This window comes from Flavobacterium sp. IMCC34518 (genome assembly GCF_027111095.2).
GTDB lineage: Bacteria > Bacteroidota > Bacteroidia > Flavobacteriales > Flavobacteriaceae > Flavobacterium > Flavobacterium praedii.
On the sequence record NZ_CP114284.2, the window covers coordinates 1,257,655 to 1,275,486 of the forward strand.

Genomic DNA, 17,832 nt, shown 5'->3' on the forward strand with positions numbered 1-17,832 from the left:
ATCTAAACTTATGAAAACTATATTATCCAAATATATATTTATTACAATTGCAGTAGTTACTTTAGGTTCTTGTGATGAAGAATTTGTAACTGTAACTCCAAAAGGTGCTTTTCAAGAATCTGATTATTATACCAATGAAAAGCAAGCTACTAGTGCGCTTGTAGGTGTGTATGACATCTTACGAAAAAACACAGGTGGGTTTGAAAATATTTTAACCGTAATGAACTCAGGTTCTGATGATTTTTATGCTGGTGGCGCCAATGATTCGGATGGTTTGGGACATCAGTATTTTTCGAAACATGCATTGACACCAACCTATATTTATGCCAGTTTATGGAATGATCATTATCAAGGCATTTACAGAGCCAACAAGTTGCTTCAAAAACTCCCAAGCATTCCGATGGATAACAATCTAAAAGTCAGATATGCGGCCGAATCCAAAGCCTTACGAGCTATTTATTATTTCAATTTGGTGCGAATGTTCAAGAACATCCCTTTATTACTTGAACCATTGACACTTGACAATATGAGAACTGTTGTTCAAGCAGATCCCAAAGCGGTTTATACTCAAATCGAAAAAGATTTAGTGGAAGCCATTGCTGTTTTGCCAGCTTCTTTACCAGATGATGAATTAGGACGCATTACCAAAGTGGGTGCCCAAGCAATGCTCGGAAAAGTATATTTGTACGATGCCAAAAATACAGAAGCGGCTACTGTTTTGGCCGAAGTAAATGGTACGCCAGGAGGAACCAATCAATATGGGAATCATCTGTTGGAACATTTTGAAGATTTATGGAAATTTGAAAATGAGTATAAATTTAATGCAGAATCCTTAATTGAGGTATCACACACCAATAATTCACAAACGCAATGGGGATCGGATGCGGAGTCTTATGGAGGTGCCGCCGAAGGTAATCTTGCTAATCAAATGATAGGTGTTAGAGAATATGACAAAGGCACCACAACAGATACCGAATTGGATTTATCACCAGGTTGGGGATTTAATGTCGTGACTCAAGATTTGTATGATGCTATGCAAAACGACAACCGTTTCCATGCTACTATATTAGAACTGAAAGAACTGAAAGAAAACGGTGCAGTTACCTATGATGCCGGATATCAAGGAACAGGGTATTTTTTAAATAAATTTCTGCCTAGATCCAAAGATCGCAATCAAGGACCAGGAGAAGTCGATTTGAATTTTCAACAAAACTCATATATTATCAGATTGGCTGACACGTATCTACTAGAAGCCGAAGCTTTGGGTGGAACAGGAACAAGAGCACAAGCACTTTTGGATGCTGTAAGAGCTAGAGTAGGCATGCCTTCTATTCCCGTATCACTTTCGGCGATTAAAAATGAAAGAAGAATGGAACTTGCTGGCGAAGGACATCGTTTTTTCGATTTAGTAAGATGGGGAGATGCGGCAACCAAACTTGCAAACAGAGGATTTGACGCTGGTGTCGATGAAATTTTTCCAATTCCGTTTAATGAAATGCAAGGAACAAAAATGAAACAAAATCCAGGGTATTAAGTTCCGTTATATTTGGTTAGTTAAAAGAGAGGACAGTTTACATTGTCCTCTCTTTTTAATTTTTTATCTTTTGAAATTCAATGTTTTTAGCCGATAGAAAATCCATCATGCTAAGAACATTACTGTTTTTAATTAGTTTTTTGGATTTGGGATCAGTATCACAAAACTGTAGAAAAAGATCTATTTCTTCGGGTTTTAATTTTAAAGTTTCAAGGTAGAATTTTTGATTGCAGGTGTTTTTTGCCAATACTGCAAATTCAATTTCTGGCCCTTTTTCTTTGGGCGGTTCTTTGTCTTTTATGAACAGTCCCAAAACCATTCCAAATATTCGATTGATATCGGCACCGTTTTCTATAGAGCCATCGTAAACTCCAGTTCTTGGTTTACTTGCAGCTTTATCCAAAGTTATTTCGTCCACTTTCCCTTGTTCGTAGCCTTTAGTTCCGCTCAATTTCAGCGAAGGCATTTTTGTAATCACTACTTCTTCTAACTCTTCTGGTTTTAGGTTCAAATAAACAGTCAATTCTTTTTCATCATACAGTTTTTCGTTTACAAGCAACTTTTTCAATTGATACTCTTTTGAAATAAAAACGAGTAAATCATCTGTTTTTGCAGGAATAGAAAAATTACCAAACTGATCAGTGCTTGTTTGAGCTTTAGTATTAAAATTAATAATAGCAACGCCTTTAATGGGAAGATTTTGATTGAAAACTTTTCCTTTTAGCATTTCTTCTTTTTGTGAAAAACTAAATTGAAAGAAAAACAAGAATAATACAACAAGTAAATTTACCTTCATAAGTAAGAATTTATTGAAAGTAAATCTATTCTAATCGTCCTTAATAAAAACTTAGAATAGATGTAAATTTTTGTTAATTAATTCATTGACTAAACAGCATTCGCCACAATAAAACCGCTAGTCCAAGCATTCTGGAAATTAAAACCTCCTGTAATAGCATCAATATTCACGATTTCGCCAGCAAAATAGAGGTTTTCATGCAGTTTGCTTTCCATGGTTTTGAAGTTGATTTCTTTTAAATCAATACCTCCAGCAGTTACAAACTCTTCTTTGAAAGTGCTTTTTCCATTGACTTGAAACGTACAATTAGTCAATTGATTCACTAAATTTTGCAATTGAACTTTAGACAAATCTGCCCATTTGGTTTCCTCTGTAATATTCGAAGCCAAAACTAAACTTTCCCATAATCGGTTTGGAAAGTCAAAAGGAGATTTTTTCGAAACCCCTTTTTTGGCGTGTTCTTGTTTTACCGTTTTTAGCACTTTTTCAGTATCTTCGGTATCCATATCGTTTAGCCAATTGACAAAAATGGTAAACTGATAGTTTTTATCAAATAAAGTTCGCGCTCCCCAAGCCGATAATTTCAAAATGGCTGGACCACTCATTCCCCAATGCGTGATTAACAATGGTCCTGTTGAGGTTAGCTTCGTGTCTTTGACTTTTACCGTAACTTGAGCCGCTACGCCAGGCAATTCTTTGATTCGAGAATCTTTTATGTTAAAGGTAAACAATGACGGTACAGGACTTACAATCGCATGACCTTGCTGTTGCAGCATTTCCCAAATTTTGGGGTTACTTCCTGTAGCAAGAACTAATTTTTCTACAATGTAGTTTTCGTTTTGCGTTTCCACTTTCCAGAAATTGTCTTTTTTGAATATCGATTGCACACTTTGTCCAGTTAGAACTGCAATTCCAAGTTTTTGAGTGGCTTTTAAAAAACAATCAATAATAGTCTGCGAAGAATTTGAAACAGGAAACATTCGTCCATCCTCTTCAATTTTGAGTTCTACGCCATGCTTCTCAAACCATTCGATAGTATCTCCCGAACAAAATTGATGAAAAGGACCTCGCAATTCTTTTTCTCCTCGAGGGTAAAATTTTACCAGTTCATTGGGTTCAAAACACGCATGGGTTACATTACAGCGTCCGCCTCCAGAAACACGAACTTTCCCTAACACTTCGGCTCCTCTTTCGAGTATGGCAACTTTCATTTTTGGATTTTTCTCCACAATATTGATGGCTGTAAAAAAACCTGCAGCACCACCGCCGACTATTATTATGTCAAAGTTTTGATTCATGATTGGAAAAGGAAATAAATTGGAATGCAAAGGTAAGTTATTGAAGGGATAACCGCAGATTTGCAGATTATATTTTGATAAAGAACAGAATTATGTGCAATAATGATTTGTTTCGCAAAGCTACGCAGAGAAAACCCAAAGAGCCACGAAGTCTTTTTAAAATTTAAAAAATAAATATTTTCTTTGCGAATCTTGGAGCCTTCTTCGCGAATCTCCGTGAAATAATTTTCTACTACCTATTTCAGTTTAATACATTAAACCCTATCCAAAAAATCAGTGATTATGCCATCAACTTTGAACGATTTCATTTTTTGAATATCATCCGTTTCATTTACTGTCCAAGGGAAAACCAGAATTCCTTTCTCTTGAATTTTAGCAGTATATTCATTGGTCAATAATTGAAAATCGGGATGCAAGGCTTCGGCTTTCATGAACCGGGCAAAAGAAATGGCTAAGTCCAAATCGGTTTCGGTTAGAACTCCAATCTGAATTTCATCGTTTAAAAATCGAACTTGTTGCAACGCATTCCAATCAAAACTAGACACTATAAAATGGGCGTGAGTCCAATTTTTGACAGTAATATAATGCTCAATCAATTGAACCACTTTCTCGGCTGCATCTTGATTTTTTAATTCAATATTGACAAAACACCTTTGATTGACCAAATCCAGAACTTCCTCTAATGTTGGAATTTCATAGGTATCGTTGATTCGAAATGCCTTTAATTCTTGTAATGTCAATTGGTTCACAACACCTTTACCGTTGGTTGTTCTGTCTACAGTTTCATCGTGAATTACTATCAAATGACCGTCTACACTTAGATGCACATCCAGTTCGATTCCGTCAGCACCCATTTGTAGTGCTTTTTCAAAAGAAACCAAGGTGTTTTCGGGTTCGTATCCTTTGGCTCCGCGATGTCCTATTTTGAGTATTTTGTTCATAGTGCTACAAATATAAAAAAACGCCTTCATTGCGGAAGGCGTTTCTATTCAAAAGTCAATTGCTAATGCAAATTGATGCTATTTTAATTAGTCTAAAAGGTTTTTAAAACCTGTTAGTATGAAGGCAAAAAAGCAAAATCTTTCCCTTTAGCCCCGATTGAAGTGAAAATCCTTTTGTGCCGGTGTTCGGCACAAAAGATTGTAACGGAAAGCGGGACGATATTTCCAAATAAGCCTAGTCTTTCTGCTTCAAAAATTATTTCTTTAATTCCAACAAAACAATATCAAATTCACTTTCAACGGTAACTTTACCATTCAAAACAGTGGCCATTTTACCAGAATAGGTATCTTTTACTTTGGTTCCATTTTTGAATGCAGTACCTACAGGAATTTCCTTTTTTCCTTTGGCTAAATCCAAGCCTATTACAACGGTATCTGTGTAATTCCCTCTTGTAAAAGTTCTGGAACACACATACGGTTTTGCCGAAATGGCTACATTTACACCAGCTCCCACTGCAGGATGGTTTTTTCTAAATTGACCTAATTTTTGCCAATGCAAAAGCACTTTTTGAGTCTTTGCATCGGTTTTTACAGCATCCCAATTCATAAACGAACGCAATGTGGCATCACCTTGAGTTCCTTCAACCACCAATGATCGTGCAGATTCATCTCCGTAATACACTTGTGCAATTCCTGGAGTCAAAAGTAGTTTAGTACCACTTTCGATGCTTTTTTCTCTCTTGGCATCAAAAGGACCTCCATCATCATGCGATGATAAATAATTTAAAACACTATATCCTTTCAATTGATTATTCAACAAATCCGAATATTTTTGAAACATAAAAGCATAGTCTTTTTGAGCATCACTTTTGAATTCAAAATTGATCATTCCTGTAAAACCATTTTCGTAATAATTTACTTTTCTGTCTCCAAAATCAAATAGCTGTCCGTTACTGATGTTGTAATTGTAGACTTCGGCAATGGTGTAAAATGGATTGTTGTCTAATACTTTGGTTGGATTGTTTTTTTTCCAATCTGCAAAAGTATAATCACATTGTGTTTTAAAATCGGCCCAAACACTTTCATCTGTATGTTTTACGGTATCGGCTCTATAACCGTCAATTCCAAACTCTGTGATATAATCTGTTAGCCATTTTATGATGTAATATTTTGGAGTTCTTGGATAACCAGTTCTCTTAAAAAAAGCATCCAATGAAGCCACTTCTTTTTCATATCTTCCTTCAGCTTTCCATTTTTCGATCAAAAAAGGAGGTAAAGATACTTCAACTTTACTTTCAGTTTTTACATCAGGCAAATTCGCCACCAATGTACAAGCGGTTGTGTTTTCGAAATTGCTGTATTGGCATTTAGGCTCTGTACGAACCCAACCTTCTGGCCAAACTGTATCAACCTCTGTAACTGGTCCCGTATGGTTGATTACACCGTCAAGCATAATTCGGATTCCTTTGGCATGTGCTTTTTTTACCAACTCAGCCAAGTCTTTTTTGGTTCCAAAGTTTTTATCCAATGCCGTCCAATCTCTTGCCCAATAGCCGTGAAATCCATAACTCAATCCAGTTCCTTCATCAACACCATCGTGGATTTGTTCGACAACAGGCGTAAACCAAATCACATTGATTCCTAATTTGGTAAAATAACCTTCATCTACTTTTTGAGTGATCCCTTTGATGTCTCCACCTTCAAAACCTCTTAATTTTCCAGTAGTTTTGGTTCTGTTATAATTTAAATCATTCGATTTATCGCCATTAGCAAAACGATCGGTCATCAAAAAATACAAGTTAGCACCTTCCCAAATGAAAGGTGTTTTTTCGGTTTTTGCTTTAGATTCTTTTTTATCTTGAGCACTAACAAAAGTGGTTACTGCTAATAAAAATAGGGCTAATACTATATTTCTACTTTTCATTTTATAATTGTATTTTAATTTCGTTATCCAATCCTTTTTTCAATACAACGGGAATTTCAAGAATGTTTCCATTTGTTTTAAAATCTACATTTACACCGTTTACAGTCACTTTACTTGGTTTTCCTGCGATATTATGAACTAAAAAAGTAATGTTTTTATCTTCGCTTATAAAAGATTTACCTGTAACCGTATTAATTTTAACCGTAATCAATTTATTGGTTGAATTACACGAAAAATTGAGTATTTCATAAGCTCCTTTTTCAAAATCATTTGGAGTAACACCATCGTCATTGTATAATTTTCCAGTACTTGAAGTTGCTTTTTCGTCGTAATAAAAATGCAAATCAAAATTAGCCAAAGAATATTTTGTTGTATTCTGAATCGTTTTTATCATCGGAATAAAAGCGCCACCACGCACAAAAACTGGAATATTGTCTGCCGAAACAGCTATGTTTGCTGTTGTTCCTGCCTCTTGTTTTGCTCCAGTATAAAAATCATACCAATTACTATTTTTTGGAAAATAAATCGATGTACTCGTAACACCTGCTTTTGTAATTGGAGTCACGAGAAAATCATTCCCCCACAAATACGAATCACAAGAATTCAACAACTTTTCGTTGGTTGGTTCTTCAAAAAATAAGGGACGCATTAATGGTAAACCTTTGTTGTTGTTTTCAAAAGCCAAAGTATAGTTGTATGGCAACATTTGATAGCGCAACTCGATTTGTTTTTTTACTTTAGCTTTAGTCACGATGTCTTTATAAACAGGCTCCGAAGGCACATCTTCCTGTGCATGCGGACGATAAACAGGTTGAAAAACTCCATACTGCAGCCAACGCACATACAATTCGTTATCAAAATAATCGCCTGCAAAACCCCCTAAATCGGAGTGCATATAGGCCATTCCCTGCATTCCCATTTGCAATGCAATTTCGGGTTGTGATTGTAATCCTTCCCAAGAACGGCTCACATCACCAGACCACGGAATCATTCCGTAGTTTTGAGATCCTGAATATCCAGCACGCATTAGAATAAATGGGCGTACCGTTGGAAAATCAGTTTTGTAACCATCACGAATCATTTTGGCCCAATTATGACCATAAATATTATGCACTTCATCAGCTGGTCCTTGGGCTGTAAATGCGGCGGAAGGGAATACTTCTGGTTCACCCAAATCGCCCCACCATCCACCAACTCCTTGGTTGATTAAGTTTTTGTAAATATTCCAAAACCAGGTTTTTCCTTCGGGTTTAAAAACATCTACCAATCCTGTATTTCCAAAATAAAAATCATATTTAAACGGATTTCCTGCTTGATCTGTAGCCAATACTTTTTTGTCCACTGCTTCTTGCCATTTGCTTGAAGTGGTAAGTATAAAAGGTTCCGTGATTAGAATGGTTTTAACTCCTTTGCTGTTCAAATCGGTTATCATTTTCTTAGGATCCGAGAAATTGTCTTTGTCCCATTCTAAATTCCCCATCGTTCCCTGCACTGTTTTTCCAAACCAATACAAATCCAGAATTATGGCATCTACAGGTATTTCGTCTTTGATGTATTTGTCAATTGTTTTGGTTACTTCATCTTGAGAATGGTATCCAAATCGACTGGAGAAATTTCCCAAAGCCCAACGAGGAACAAGAGGTTGTTTACCAGTCAATGAAGTATAATTCGAAGTCAAATCAGCCCAAGTATCACCAGCAATTACTTGATATGTTTTTCTGCCTGTGATGGTTTCATAAACCAAAGTATTATCTTTTTTACTGTCCAAATCCAACCAACCTATGGCTCCGTTATCAAAATGAACGGCATAAATTTTGGAAGACATTATTAACGGAATCGAGAAATTCATTTTTTTCGAATGCGTTCCATATCCATAATCGGCTTGGTTGTATAGTTCCAAACGGTTTCCACGACGATTCATTCCCAAGGCTCGTGCTCCAGCTCCATATAAGGCTTCGGAAGCATCCAAATTAAACTCTAATGTTTCTTTTGGCTGTTCTTTGCTAATGGTAGCTTTCTCTCGTTGCACATATCCGTTTTTCTCCGAAATTAATTCCTTGTTTTTATACAAATACGAAATTTGAAAAGGACTTTTTACAATAGAAACCGAAATCCCATTAGAGGAAAATACTAATTCGTTTTGAGTTTGCTTTATTTTAAAAGCTACTTTTTCAGGAGTTAAAATAACTGCATGCGAATTGGAAATTAAGTTTTCTCCAGTTGGCAAAAAAGTGGTTTCAATTATTTTATTCGAATAAGGTTTGATATAATAAACTCCATCGGAAGTTTTAATTTCCAAGGTGTTTTTGACTACTTTATAACTTTCGAATTTTCTGTTTGCATTTTGTGCAAATGAAATACTTGAAATTAAAAGAAATAGAATTATTTTTTTCATGACTGTTTTTTTTTTTGAACCATTAAGACATTAAGATTATTAAGCTTTGCTTGTAATTTGATGACTAATCATGGTAAATTTTTTTAAACCTATTTTATTTTTTGGACCATTAAGGCATTAAGTTTATTAAGCTTTGTTTATAATTTGATACATAAAAGGGCAAAGTTTTTCTTAATTAAACTTAATGACTTAAAGGTTTATTCAATTATTTTGAAATTCAATAGCTGATTTTTAATCTAGCCTGGCGAAAAATTCGTTAACAAACGGTTTTAATGATTTAGAAATATTTAAAGTGTAAAAATTGATTAATAAACCTTGAGGAATCTCTAATAACTTCATATAAGTTAGTAATTGCGCCTCGTGAATTGGTAAAATTGCTTCAACTGCTTTCAACTCTACAATTATTGTGTCATTTACCATCAAGTCTAGTCTTAAATCTGCATCAATTTCTAAATCATAATACTGAATTGGAACAGATAATTGCTGTCTTACAGAATAACCATTAGTTTCTAACTCATATTTCAAGCATTTTTCATAAACACTTTCCAATAATCCTGGTCCTAGTTCTTTATGCACTTTTATTGCATACCCAGTAATTTCATAAGACAATTGAGTCACTTCTTTTTTGGTCATTTTATTTTTATTAAATCATTAAAAATTAAGTTTATCAATTTACAATTTTTCTTAATAAACTTAATTCCTTAATGGTTTAAATTTTTTATTTTTTCACTTCAATTCCAAAAGTAGAACCGATTTTCCTTCGATAGTAATGTCATTTTTCAAATCAATAGTTTTCCCAGAAAGCACGTCGTTTCCTGTTTTATAATTTAAAATACTTTCTTGAAAACGATTCGTTGGAAAAGTTTTAGAATCTTTATTATTATTGATGACCACCATAACAGATTTGGAGTCTGTATATCTGAAATACACATACACGTTGTTTTCTGGTATATAATGTTTCATTTTTCCAAAATGTACCGCATCATTTGATTTTCTCCAAGTAAATAATTGAGATGAAAAATCGAAATACTTCTGTTGTTCGGAAGTTCTTCCTGCTTTAGCGAAAGCATTATTCTTATCACCTTCCCAACCGCCTGGAAAATCTTGTCGGATAGCAGCATCCCCCTCTTTATCTTTTTTACCAGCCATTCCAATCTCTGAACCATAATAGATTTGAGGAATTCCTCGAACTGTTGCCAACAAAGTCATGGCCATTTTATATTTTGAAAAGTCTTTTTGGTAAATTTCATTGAAACGATTTGTATCATGATTCTCCACAAAAGTCATAATGCTATTGATATTCGGATATAAAAAATCGTTGGCGAAATTTTCATAAACATTAATCATACCCTCATTCCACTTACCATTGTCTTCATTGAATACTTTTCCTAAAGTCTCTGTTAATGTAAAGTCCATAACAGATGGCAAATACGAATTATAATTTTCGATAGCAGCAATTTTACTGTCTTTTTGCCAATAAGCCATTTGGGCTTGGGCATGCATCCAAACTTCCCCTACGATATTAAAATTAGGGTATTCATCAGTGATTGCTTTTGTCCATTCTGCAATTCCTTTCTTATCGCAATAAGAATAAGTATCAACACGGAAACCATCTAGATTAGCATATTCAATCCACCAAATAGCGTTTTGTTTCAAATAGGTATTCACCAATGGATTCGATTGATTCAGATCGGGCATTGATTTTACAAACCATCCATCCATACACATTTTGGCGTCAATTTGAGACGCGTTGGTGTCAAACTGAGTGGTCATTCTGTAATTTGTTTGCGCATAACTTGGGAATTGATGTATCCATTCATAGGTAGGTAAATCATTCATCATCCAATGTTCAGCTCCCCAATGATTGGTTACATAATCCATGATAAGTTTCATGTCGCGTTTATGCAATTCTGCCGAAAGTTGTACATACTCATCATTGGTTCCAAATCGTGGATCTATTTTATAAACATCCGATTGACCATAAGTATGATAAGAATAGGCTTTATCATTATCTTCACAAAGTGGTGTAGGCCAAAGTGCTGTTGCTCCTAATTCTTTAATATAATCCAAATGCTGAATCATCCCCGCAATATCGCCTCCATGTCTGCCCCCTGGAAGTGCTCTATTCCCTTTTTCAAAAACTGATTTATCACTGTCGTTTTTAGGGTTACCATTGGCAAAACGATCTGACATTACAAGGTAAATCAAATCGGATGCATCATAACTCTTTCTGTCTGCAGAATTTACTCTTCTTTGTTTTAAACTATATTTTTTTGAGAATACAACCTTTTTATCTTTCGAAAATGAAAAAACAAAATCTTGTGCCGTAACATCTTTTGTGTCAATAGTTACAAATACATAATTTGGATTCTCTGTCTTTTTGACTTCTTTTATAAAAATACCATTTGATACGGCAACTTCATTTTCTGAAATATTTTTGCCATAGAACATAATTTGCAACTCCGTATTCTTCATTCCTGCATACCAAAATGGAGGTTCCACTCGGTTAATTTGAGAAAAAACAGAAGTAGAAATGAAAATTAATAAAAAAAGAAACTTTTTCATTTTGTCTTAAATTTAAAAACCCTTTCGAAGTAAAACTAAGAAAGGGTTTATTATTAGATTTAATACTAGTTGTTTGGTTGAACTAAAACTGGAACCCCGTTTACATAAACAGTGAGCTCTTTTGATCCCTCTAAGGATAGTTTTGTTTCATTGTGATCTACCGCAATTTTTAAGATCTGGTTTCTAAAGTTGATTTTAAACGAATAACCTCCCCATTCTTTAGGGATTTTTGGTGAAAAATGAAGTGCATCATTTTTTACTCTCATTCCTCCAAATCCTTCAACGATACTCATCCAAGTTCCTGCCATAGAAGTAATATGACACCCTTCTTCTACTTCTTTATTATAATCATCCAAATCCAAACGTGATGTTCTTAAATAAAAAGCATAAGCCATATCCATTTTGTCTAACAATGCCGCTTGAATAGAGTGAACACAAGGAGAAAGAGAACTTTCGTGTACTGTGAATGACTCGTAGAAGTCGAAATTTCGCTCCAATTCTTCTTTAGAAAAATGTTCTTCAAAGAAGTAAAAACATTGCAAAACGTCAGCTTGTTTGATATATGGAGAACGTAAAACACGATCCCAAGACCATTTTTGATTGATTGGTCTTTGTGAACGGTCCAAATCTTTTACTGGAACTAAATCTTTGTCTAAGAAACCATCTTGTTGCAAATAAATACCTATTTCTTCAGATCTTGGAAAATACATATTCCCAGCAACTTTATTCCATTCCTTCAATTCTGTATCAGAAAGTTTTACTTTTTCCATAATACGTTTATGGTCTGAAGGATATTCTAAAGAAACTTTTTGAATTTGCTCATATGCATAATCAATACACCATTTAGCAATATAATTGGTATAGAAATTATTATTAATGTTATTTTCATATTCATTTGGACCTGTTACACCCAAAATCATATATTGATTTTTGTTTTTAGAAAAAGAAGCTCTTTGATGCCAAAAACGAGCAATTCCGATTAAAACTTCTAATCCTTTTTCTGGAATATAACTGTAATCACCAGTAAAACGATAATAATTATAAATAGCAAATGCTATTGCTCCATTTCTATGAATTTCCTCATGTGTGATTTCCCATTCGTTATGGCATTCCTCACCATTCATCGTAACCATTGGATACAAGGCTGCACCGTCTTTAAAACCTAAATTTTGCTCGGCATTTTCAATGGCTTTATCCAATTGATTGTAACGGTAGGTCAATAAATTACGGGCCACTTGTTGGTCTTTTGTTGCCATATAAAATGGTATACAATATGCTTCAGTGTCCCAATATGTTGATCCACCATATTTCTCTCCAGTGAAACCTTTTGGTCCAATATTCAAACGTGAATCTTTACCTAAATAAGTTTGATTCAATTGAAAAATATTAAATCGGATTCCCTGTTGTGCTTTAACATCACCATCAATGGTAATATCTGACATTTCCCAAATTTTTGACCAAGCATCAATTTGATCTTGCAATAACTGATCATATCCTTTAGCTAAAGCTGCCTGTACAACATTCTCTGCTGCGGAAATCGTATCTGAATGATTTAAAGAAACGGTATAGCCTCCAATTTTTTGGATAGCTGATTTTTCTCCTTTAGCAACAATAACATCATAATAAAATAAAATCTTATCGGAAATTGTATCAACAGAAGTTGGTGATAGATTTTGTTTTTCCCCTTTAGCAAAAATTGTGTTTTGCATAAAAGTAGTAACTTTAAAATGTGTTTTAAAAGTTTGTGCCGTTACATAAGCTTCATTTCCAGACTTTTTCACATCCAAAGGTTCCCAAAATTTTTCTTCCCAGTTGGCATCTTCATTTGTTACCCCTGCATCAATGTAAGGCTTGTATATAATTTTAGCATCTTTATTTAAAGGTGTAATTTCATAATTAATAACTCCTACTTCATCTAAGTTCAAAGATAAAAAACGACGAATATCAACAGCTATTTCAGTTCCATTTTTTAAAGTAGCTTGAAAAGAACGATGGTACCACCCCTCTTTCATATTCAATTCACGACGAAAATCTTTAACTTCAGTACACGTATTTAGATCAAAATCCTCTCCGTTTATTTCGATATTGATACCTATCCAATTTGGAGCATTTAATACTTTGGCGAAATATTTTGGGTATCCATTTTTCCACCATCCTACTTTAGTTTTGTCAGGATAATAAATTCCTGCGATGTAACTACCTTGAAACGTTTCACCTGTATAATTTTCTTCAAAATTTGCTCTTTGTCCCATAGCTCCATTACCAATGCTAAAAAGACTTTCTGATGATTTTACACTCTCTCTATCAAATCCTTCTTCAATGATAGACCAATTGTCTGGTTTAATATAATCTTGATTCATTTTTATTTTCAATTTAAGGGGTAGGGTTTGAAGTCTAAGAATAAAACACCTATTTGCTTCATTCCTCTTTTAACCTTATCTTTTTGTTTTAATTGTTTATTAATAATTCCAAAAAAGTGGAACTTATTTGCGTAAAATCTTTAAAAATATATTCTGCTTCATGAAGCGTTTCTTCTTCCCCAATACCGATGCTTAACATTTTTGCAATATTGGCAGCTTGTATACCTGCAACAGAATCCTCAAAAACAATTGCATCTTCATTAGCTACATTCAATAATCGTGCTGCTTGAAGAAAAACTTCTGGATCTGGTTTTGCATTGGCAACATCATTACCGTCAACAATAACATCAAAATAAGACAAGGTACCTGTTTTTTCAAGGATTGGCTTAGCATTTTTACTTGCAGAACCCAATGCAATTGGCTGATTATTAGCTTTTAAAAACTTTAAAACTTTCATTACTCCTGGCAAAATCTCAGTCTCATTCATATCCACGAGATACGAAAGATAATCTTCATTTTTCTGAACTAACCATTTGTTTTTATCTTCTTGTGACGCTTTGACATTTCCTAATTCTAAAATTATGTCTAAAGAACGAACTCGACTCACTCCTTTTAACAATTCATTATGTTCTAAAGTGAAGTCAATTCCTAGTCCATTGGCTATTTTTTTCCATGCTAAAAAATGGTATTTGGCAGTGTCTACAATCACACCATCCAAATCAAAAATAAATCCTTTTTTCTTTTCCATTATACTCTTCTTATTAATTCGTTTTTACTTTTTCTTTTACAAAAAATACTGCTGTACCGGCAATTAACATTGATGCTCCTGCAATTACGATTATCGCCATTGGATTACCTCCAAAAAGAGCTATCAAAGTACTACCTAAAACTCCAGCAGCTATTTGAGGTATTGTGATTGTTGCATTAAAAAGCCCCATATATACACCCATTTTATCTGCCGGTAAAGATCCTGATAACATTGCATAAGGCATCGCCAAAATTGCAGCCCATGCAAGACCTACTCCAGATATAGAAAGTAACAAAATATTTTTATCTTCAACAAAAAACATAGAAATCAATCCTATACCTCCTAATACTAGTGAAAAACTATATGTTTTTTTCCTTCCAATAGATTTTGCAATTGAAGGGATAAATAATGAAAATAAAGCCGCCACTCCACTATAGAAAGCAAACATTACACCAGTCCAATCTCCAGCTTCATTAAAACCAATTGACTTTGCATCTAATGCCTCTCCATGTCCCCAAACTTGATCAGCAATAGCTCTTGTTGTGTAAACCCACATTAAAAACAATGCAAACCATGAGAAAAATTGAACAATTCCTAGTTGCCAAAAGATTTTTGGAGCATTTCCTATTAATTTAAAAATACTTGTCTTTTCCTTATTTTCAGGGGCATTTAGGTCAATTTTATTATACTCAGCATGCTCCTTTGGCGCATATTCTTTGGTTCTAAAAACGGTCCAAAGTACAGTTGCCAATAATATTCCTCCCCCAATATAAAAAGACCAAATAACAGATTCGGCTACTTTCTCTCCAGCTGCAGGAACATTTGACATCCCTATTTTAACAAGAATCCAAGGCAATAATGATCCAAAAACAGCACCAAAATTAATCAACGCACTTTGAAGAGAATAGCCTAAATTCCGCTGTTCATCATTTACCATATCCCCTACTAATGCTCTAAAAGGTTGCATAGTTACATTGAAGGAAGTGTCCATTAATAACAACATTACTGCACCAAAAACCAAGGGCGGTAATAAAAAGGTAAAATATTCTGCATTAGGCATAAAAAACATTGCTAAAGCAGATACTATTGCTCCAAAAAATATAAACGGAATACGTCTCCCTAATTTTGTCCATGTTTTATCACTTGATAGACCAATAATTGGTTGAACTACTAACCCTGCTAAAGGGGCTGCTAACCAAAAATAGCCTATACTATGCACATCAGCGCCTAATGCTTCTAAAATTCTACTTGTATTCCCATTTTGTAAAGAATAACCAATCTGAACTCCTAAGAACCCAAAACTTAAATTCCATATTTGCCAAAAACTTAATTTCGGTTTTTCCATAATTAAAAATTTACTTATTTATATAGGCAAACACAATGTCTACCTTATAGTTATTGATTTTGTAACATCACTATTTCACAAAATTTGAATTTCAAATCCTATAATTCATTCACATAACTTATTTTCGTGTTCAAAAAACACGCTTATTTTTAGATATAGCATTCAATAACTTAAATATGAATTTATTGAAAATTCATTTTTAAGCACTAAATTAATTCTACAATAGTGTGTTCTGATTGAAATTAAGGAATAAAATTGAAGAAACTCAACCTATTTTCAAGGTGATAATCTTTAAAACCAATACTATACCATTTTTAAAAATTCATTAAATCATTAAACTATTTATGATTTTCTTTTAAGATTTTTACCGTAGAGATTAAAAAATATTCTACAAAATCTTCGCTTTAAAAAAACTCATCTTATTTTTCGAAGTAAAAGAGAAGCTATAAACGTGGAGTAAATGTATAAAATTCTTTTCAGATTTAATTGAATTAAATTCAAAAAAAATCATTTTTCGCAACTACAAGGTTATAGTATTGAATAAAATACGAGTTTTAATTGCAATTAATTTCGGAATTGACAATACAGCATAAAAAAATCGAATGAATATTATTCCATTCGATTTTCATTTTTAAAAAAACTAAAAAAAATTTTAAGTTAATATCTGTTAAACTTTCTGATTTACAAAAAAAGCCTTTCCCATAGACCTAAATCTAATATTAGAAATTATATTTATCTAAATAGATTTCACAACCTTTCAATTAATTTTAAATCACTGACAAAAAATACCTAAGAATCCTTTAAAACAATCCAAGAACTATATTTCTATAAAAAGTTCCGCTTTACTTATATGTCTAATAAAAATAGGCTTTAAACTTTAATCTGTAGACTCTCTTTCTACCAAATATGTTTCAATTACTTCTGTTATGTAATTCACTTCTTCAGAATCGTCATCTGCTTCCAATCTGTCTATTATTATTTTGGCAGCTCTATTACCCATTTTAAGTCCACTTTGACTAACAGTTGTTATTGTTGGAGTAGAATATTTTGATATCATACCATCGGTAAATGCTATTACTGCTAGGTCTGTTGGTACATTCAATCCAATTTTATTTGCCGTTTTGATACAGGTTACTGCAAAAATCTCATTTACAGCAAAAACAGCATCAATGGCTTCATCCTCTAATAATTTACCAATAATAATTTCACAAGTATCTATGTCTTCAATTTTAATAATCAAATGCTCATCAAAAGGGATATTATTATCCAACAATGCTTTGATGTACCCGTCCGTTCTTAATTTACCAACACTTACATAATCCACAGTAGTAACCAAGGCAATTTTACGTCTACCTTTGTCTATTAATGATTGAACCGCTTCATAAGCAGCTTGTTTATCATCAATAATCACTTTATCACATAAAACTTCATTAGTAATACGGTCAAACATTACTACGGGCATTCCTTGACTTATGACCTCAGTGATATGATGAAAATCTCCTTTATATTGTGTTTCTTTAGACAAAGACATAATAAAACCATCTATACTTCCATTGGCCAAAAGTTCCATGTTTAAAACTTCTTTATCAAATGAATCGTCAGACAAACATATTACGACACTATACCCTTTTTCATTGGCAACTTGTTCAATACCATTAATTACTGTAGAGAAAAAATGATGAACAATTTCCGGAATGATAATCCCTATTGTTTTGGTTTTCCGATTCTTAAGGCTTAGTGCTATATTATTTGGCTTATAATGATAAAATTTAGCAAAAGCTTGAACTTTCAACCTTGTTTCTTCACCGATTTCGGGGCTATTCCTTAGAGATTTAGAAACTGTGGAAATAGAAACATCTAGTTCTTTAGCGATTTGCTTAAGTGTAATTTTCTTCTTCATAGGGGGTTTACTTAATACTAACTATT

General features: G+C 33.5%; 12 protein-coding genes. 1 reads left to right on the forward strand and 11 read right to left on the reverse strand.

Annotated elements, in window-relative coordinates; genetic code table 11:
- The first annotated feature begins 10 nt into the window (after window positions 1–10).
- Window positions 11–1,534: a RagB/SusD family nutrient uptake outer membrane protein gene (locus OZP06_RS05545; protein WP_269224007.1), complete on the forward strand. Its 1,524-nt coding sequence runs from the start codon at window positions 11–13 to the stop codon at window positions 1,532–1,534.
- A 55-nt stretch (window positions 1,535–1,589) separates the two neighbouring features.
- Here OZP06_RS05545 and OZP06_RS05550 read toward each other — a convergent pair whose 3' ends face one another.
- The 11 genes from OZP06_RS05550 to OZP06_RS05600 form a co-directional block, all read right to left on the reverse strand.
- Window positions 1,590–2,330, reverse strand: coding sequence for a hypothetical protein (locus tag OZP06_RS05550; protein WP_269224008.1), 741 nt, complete (start codon window positions 2,328–2,330; stop codon window positions 1,590–1,592).
- An 89-nt stretch (window positions 2,331–2,419) separates the two neighbouring features.
- Entirely contained in the window at window positions 2,420–3,628 is a 1,209-nt protein-coding gene (locus OZP06_RS05555; protein WP_269224556.1) for an NAD(P)/FAD-dependent oxidoreductase, read from the reverse strand.
- Between the two features lie 254 nt (window positions 3,629–3,882).
- A complete protein-coding gene (locus tag OZP06_RS05560; protein ID WP_269224009.1) occupies window positions 3,883–4,569 on the reverse strand; it encodes a glycerophosphodiester phosphodiesterase family protein in 687 nt (228 codons plus the stop codon).
- Between the two features lie 256 nt (window positions 4,570–4,825).
- The gene (locus OZP06_RS05565; protein ID WP_281324335.1) at window positions 4,826–6,493 is read right to left on the reverse strand and encodes an alpha-amylase family glycosyl hydrolase; all 1,668 of its coding nucleotides are present in this window, start codon (window positions 6,491–6,493) and stop codon (window positions 4,826–4,828) included.
- A 1-nt stretch (window position 6,494) separates the two neighbouring features.
- Window positions 6,495–8,888, reverse strand: coding sequence for a TIM-barrel domain-containing protein (locus OZP06_RS05570; protein WP_269224010.1), 2,394 nt, complete (start codon window positions 8,886–8,888; stop codon window positions 6,495–6,497).
- A gap of 231 nt (window positions 8,889–9,119) precedes the next feature.
- Complete coding sequence (locus OZP06_RS05575; RefSeq protein ID WP_269224011.1) at window positions 9,120–9,521, reverse strand: GxxExxY protein; 402 nt, start codon at window positions 9,519–9,521, stop codon at window positions 9,120–9,122.
- A gap of 93 nt (window positions 9,522–9,614) precedes the next feature.
- Entirely contained in the window at window positions 9,615–11,453 is a 1,839-nt protein-coding gene (locus OZP06_RS05580) for a glycoside hydrolase family 13 protein (protein WP_269224012.1), read from the reverse strand.
- A 65-nt stretch (window positions 11,454–11,518) separates the two neighbouring features.
- Entirely contained in the window at window positions 11,519–13,813 is a 2,295-nt protein-coding gene (locus tag OZP06_RS05585; RefSeq protein WP_269224013.1) for a glycoside hydrolase family 65 protein, read from the reverse strand.
- Between the two features lie 88 nt (window positions 13,814–13,901).
- Window positions 13,902–14,561, reverse strand: coding sequence for a beta-phosphoglucomutase (gene pgmB / locus OZP06_RS05590; protein ID WP_269224014.1), 660 nt, complete (start codon window positions 14,559–14,561; stop codon window positions 13,902–13,904).
- 13 nt (window positions 14,562–14,574) lie between these two features.
- Window positions 14,575–15,906, reverse strand: a complete 1,332-nt coding sequence (locus OZP06_RS05595) for an MFS transporter (RefSeq protein WP_269224015.1) — start codon at window positions 15,904–15,906, stop codon at window positions 14,575–14,577.
- 877 nt (window positions 15,907–16,783) lie between these two features.
- Window positions 16,784–17,806: a LacI family DNA-binding transcriptional regulator gene (locus OZP06_RS05600; protein ID WP_269224016.1), complete on the reverse strand. Its 1,023-nt coding sequence runs from the start codon at window positions 17,804–17,806 to the stop codon at window positions 16,784–16,786.
- Between the last annotated feature and the right edge of the window lie 26 nt (window positions 17,807–17,832).

Coding starts and splice junctions, on each gene's coding strand:
- OZP06_RS05585 (WP_269224013.1), bottom strand. CDS start 13,813: ATGAATCAAGATTATATTAAACCAGACAATTGGTCTATCATTGAAGAA.
- OZP06_RS05555 (WP_269224556.1), bottom strand. CDS start 3,628: ATGAATCAAAACTTTGACATAATAATAGTCGGCGGTGGTGCTGCAGGT.
- OZP06_RS05570 (WP_269224010.1), bottom strand. CDS start 8,888: ATGAAAAAAATAATTCTATTTCTTTTAATTTCAAGTATTTCATTTGCA.
- OZP06_RS05600 (WP_269224016.1), bottom strand. CDS start 17,806: ATGAAGAAGAAAATTACACTTAAGCAAATCGCTAAAGAACTAGATGTT.
- pgmB (WP_269224014.1), bottom strand. CDS start 14,561: ATGGAAAAGAAAAAAGGATTTATTTTTGATTTGGATGGTGTGATTGTA.
- OZP06_RS05560 (WP_269224009.1), bottom strand. CDS start 4,569: ATGAACAAAATACTCAAAATAGGACATCGCGGAGCCAAAGGATACGAA.
- OZP06_RS05565 (WP_281324335.1), bottom strand. CDS start 6,493: ATGAAAAGTAGAAATATAGTATTAGCCCTATTTTTATTAGCAGTAACC.
- OZP06_RS05595 (WP_269224015.1), bottom strand. CDS start 15,906: ATGGAAAAACCGAAATTAAGTTTTTGGCAAATATGGAATTTAAGTTTT.
- OZP06_RS05580 (WP_269224012.1), bottom strand. CDS start 11,453: ATGAAAAAGTTTCTTTTTTTATTAATTTTCATTTCTACTTCTGTTTTT.
- OZP06_RS05550 (WP_269224008.1), bottom strand. CDS start 2,330: ATGAAGGTAAATTTACTTGTTGTATTATTCTTGTTTTTCTTTCAATTT.
- OZP06_RS05545 (WP_269224007.1), top strand. CDS start 11: ATGAAAACTATATTATCCAAATATATATTTATTACAATTGCAGTAGTT.
- OZP06_RS05575 (WP_269224011.1), bottom strand. CDS start 9,521: ATGACCAAAAAAGAAGTGACTCAATTGTCTTATGAAATTACTGGGTAT.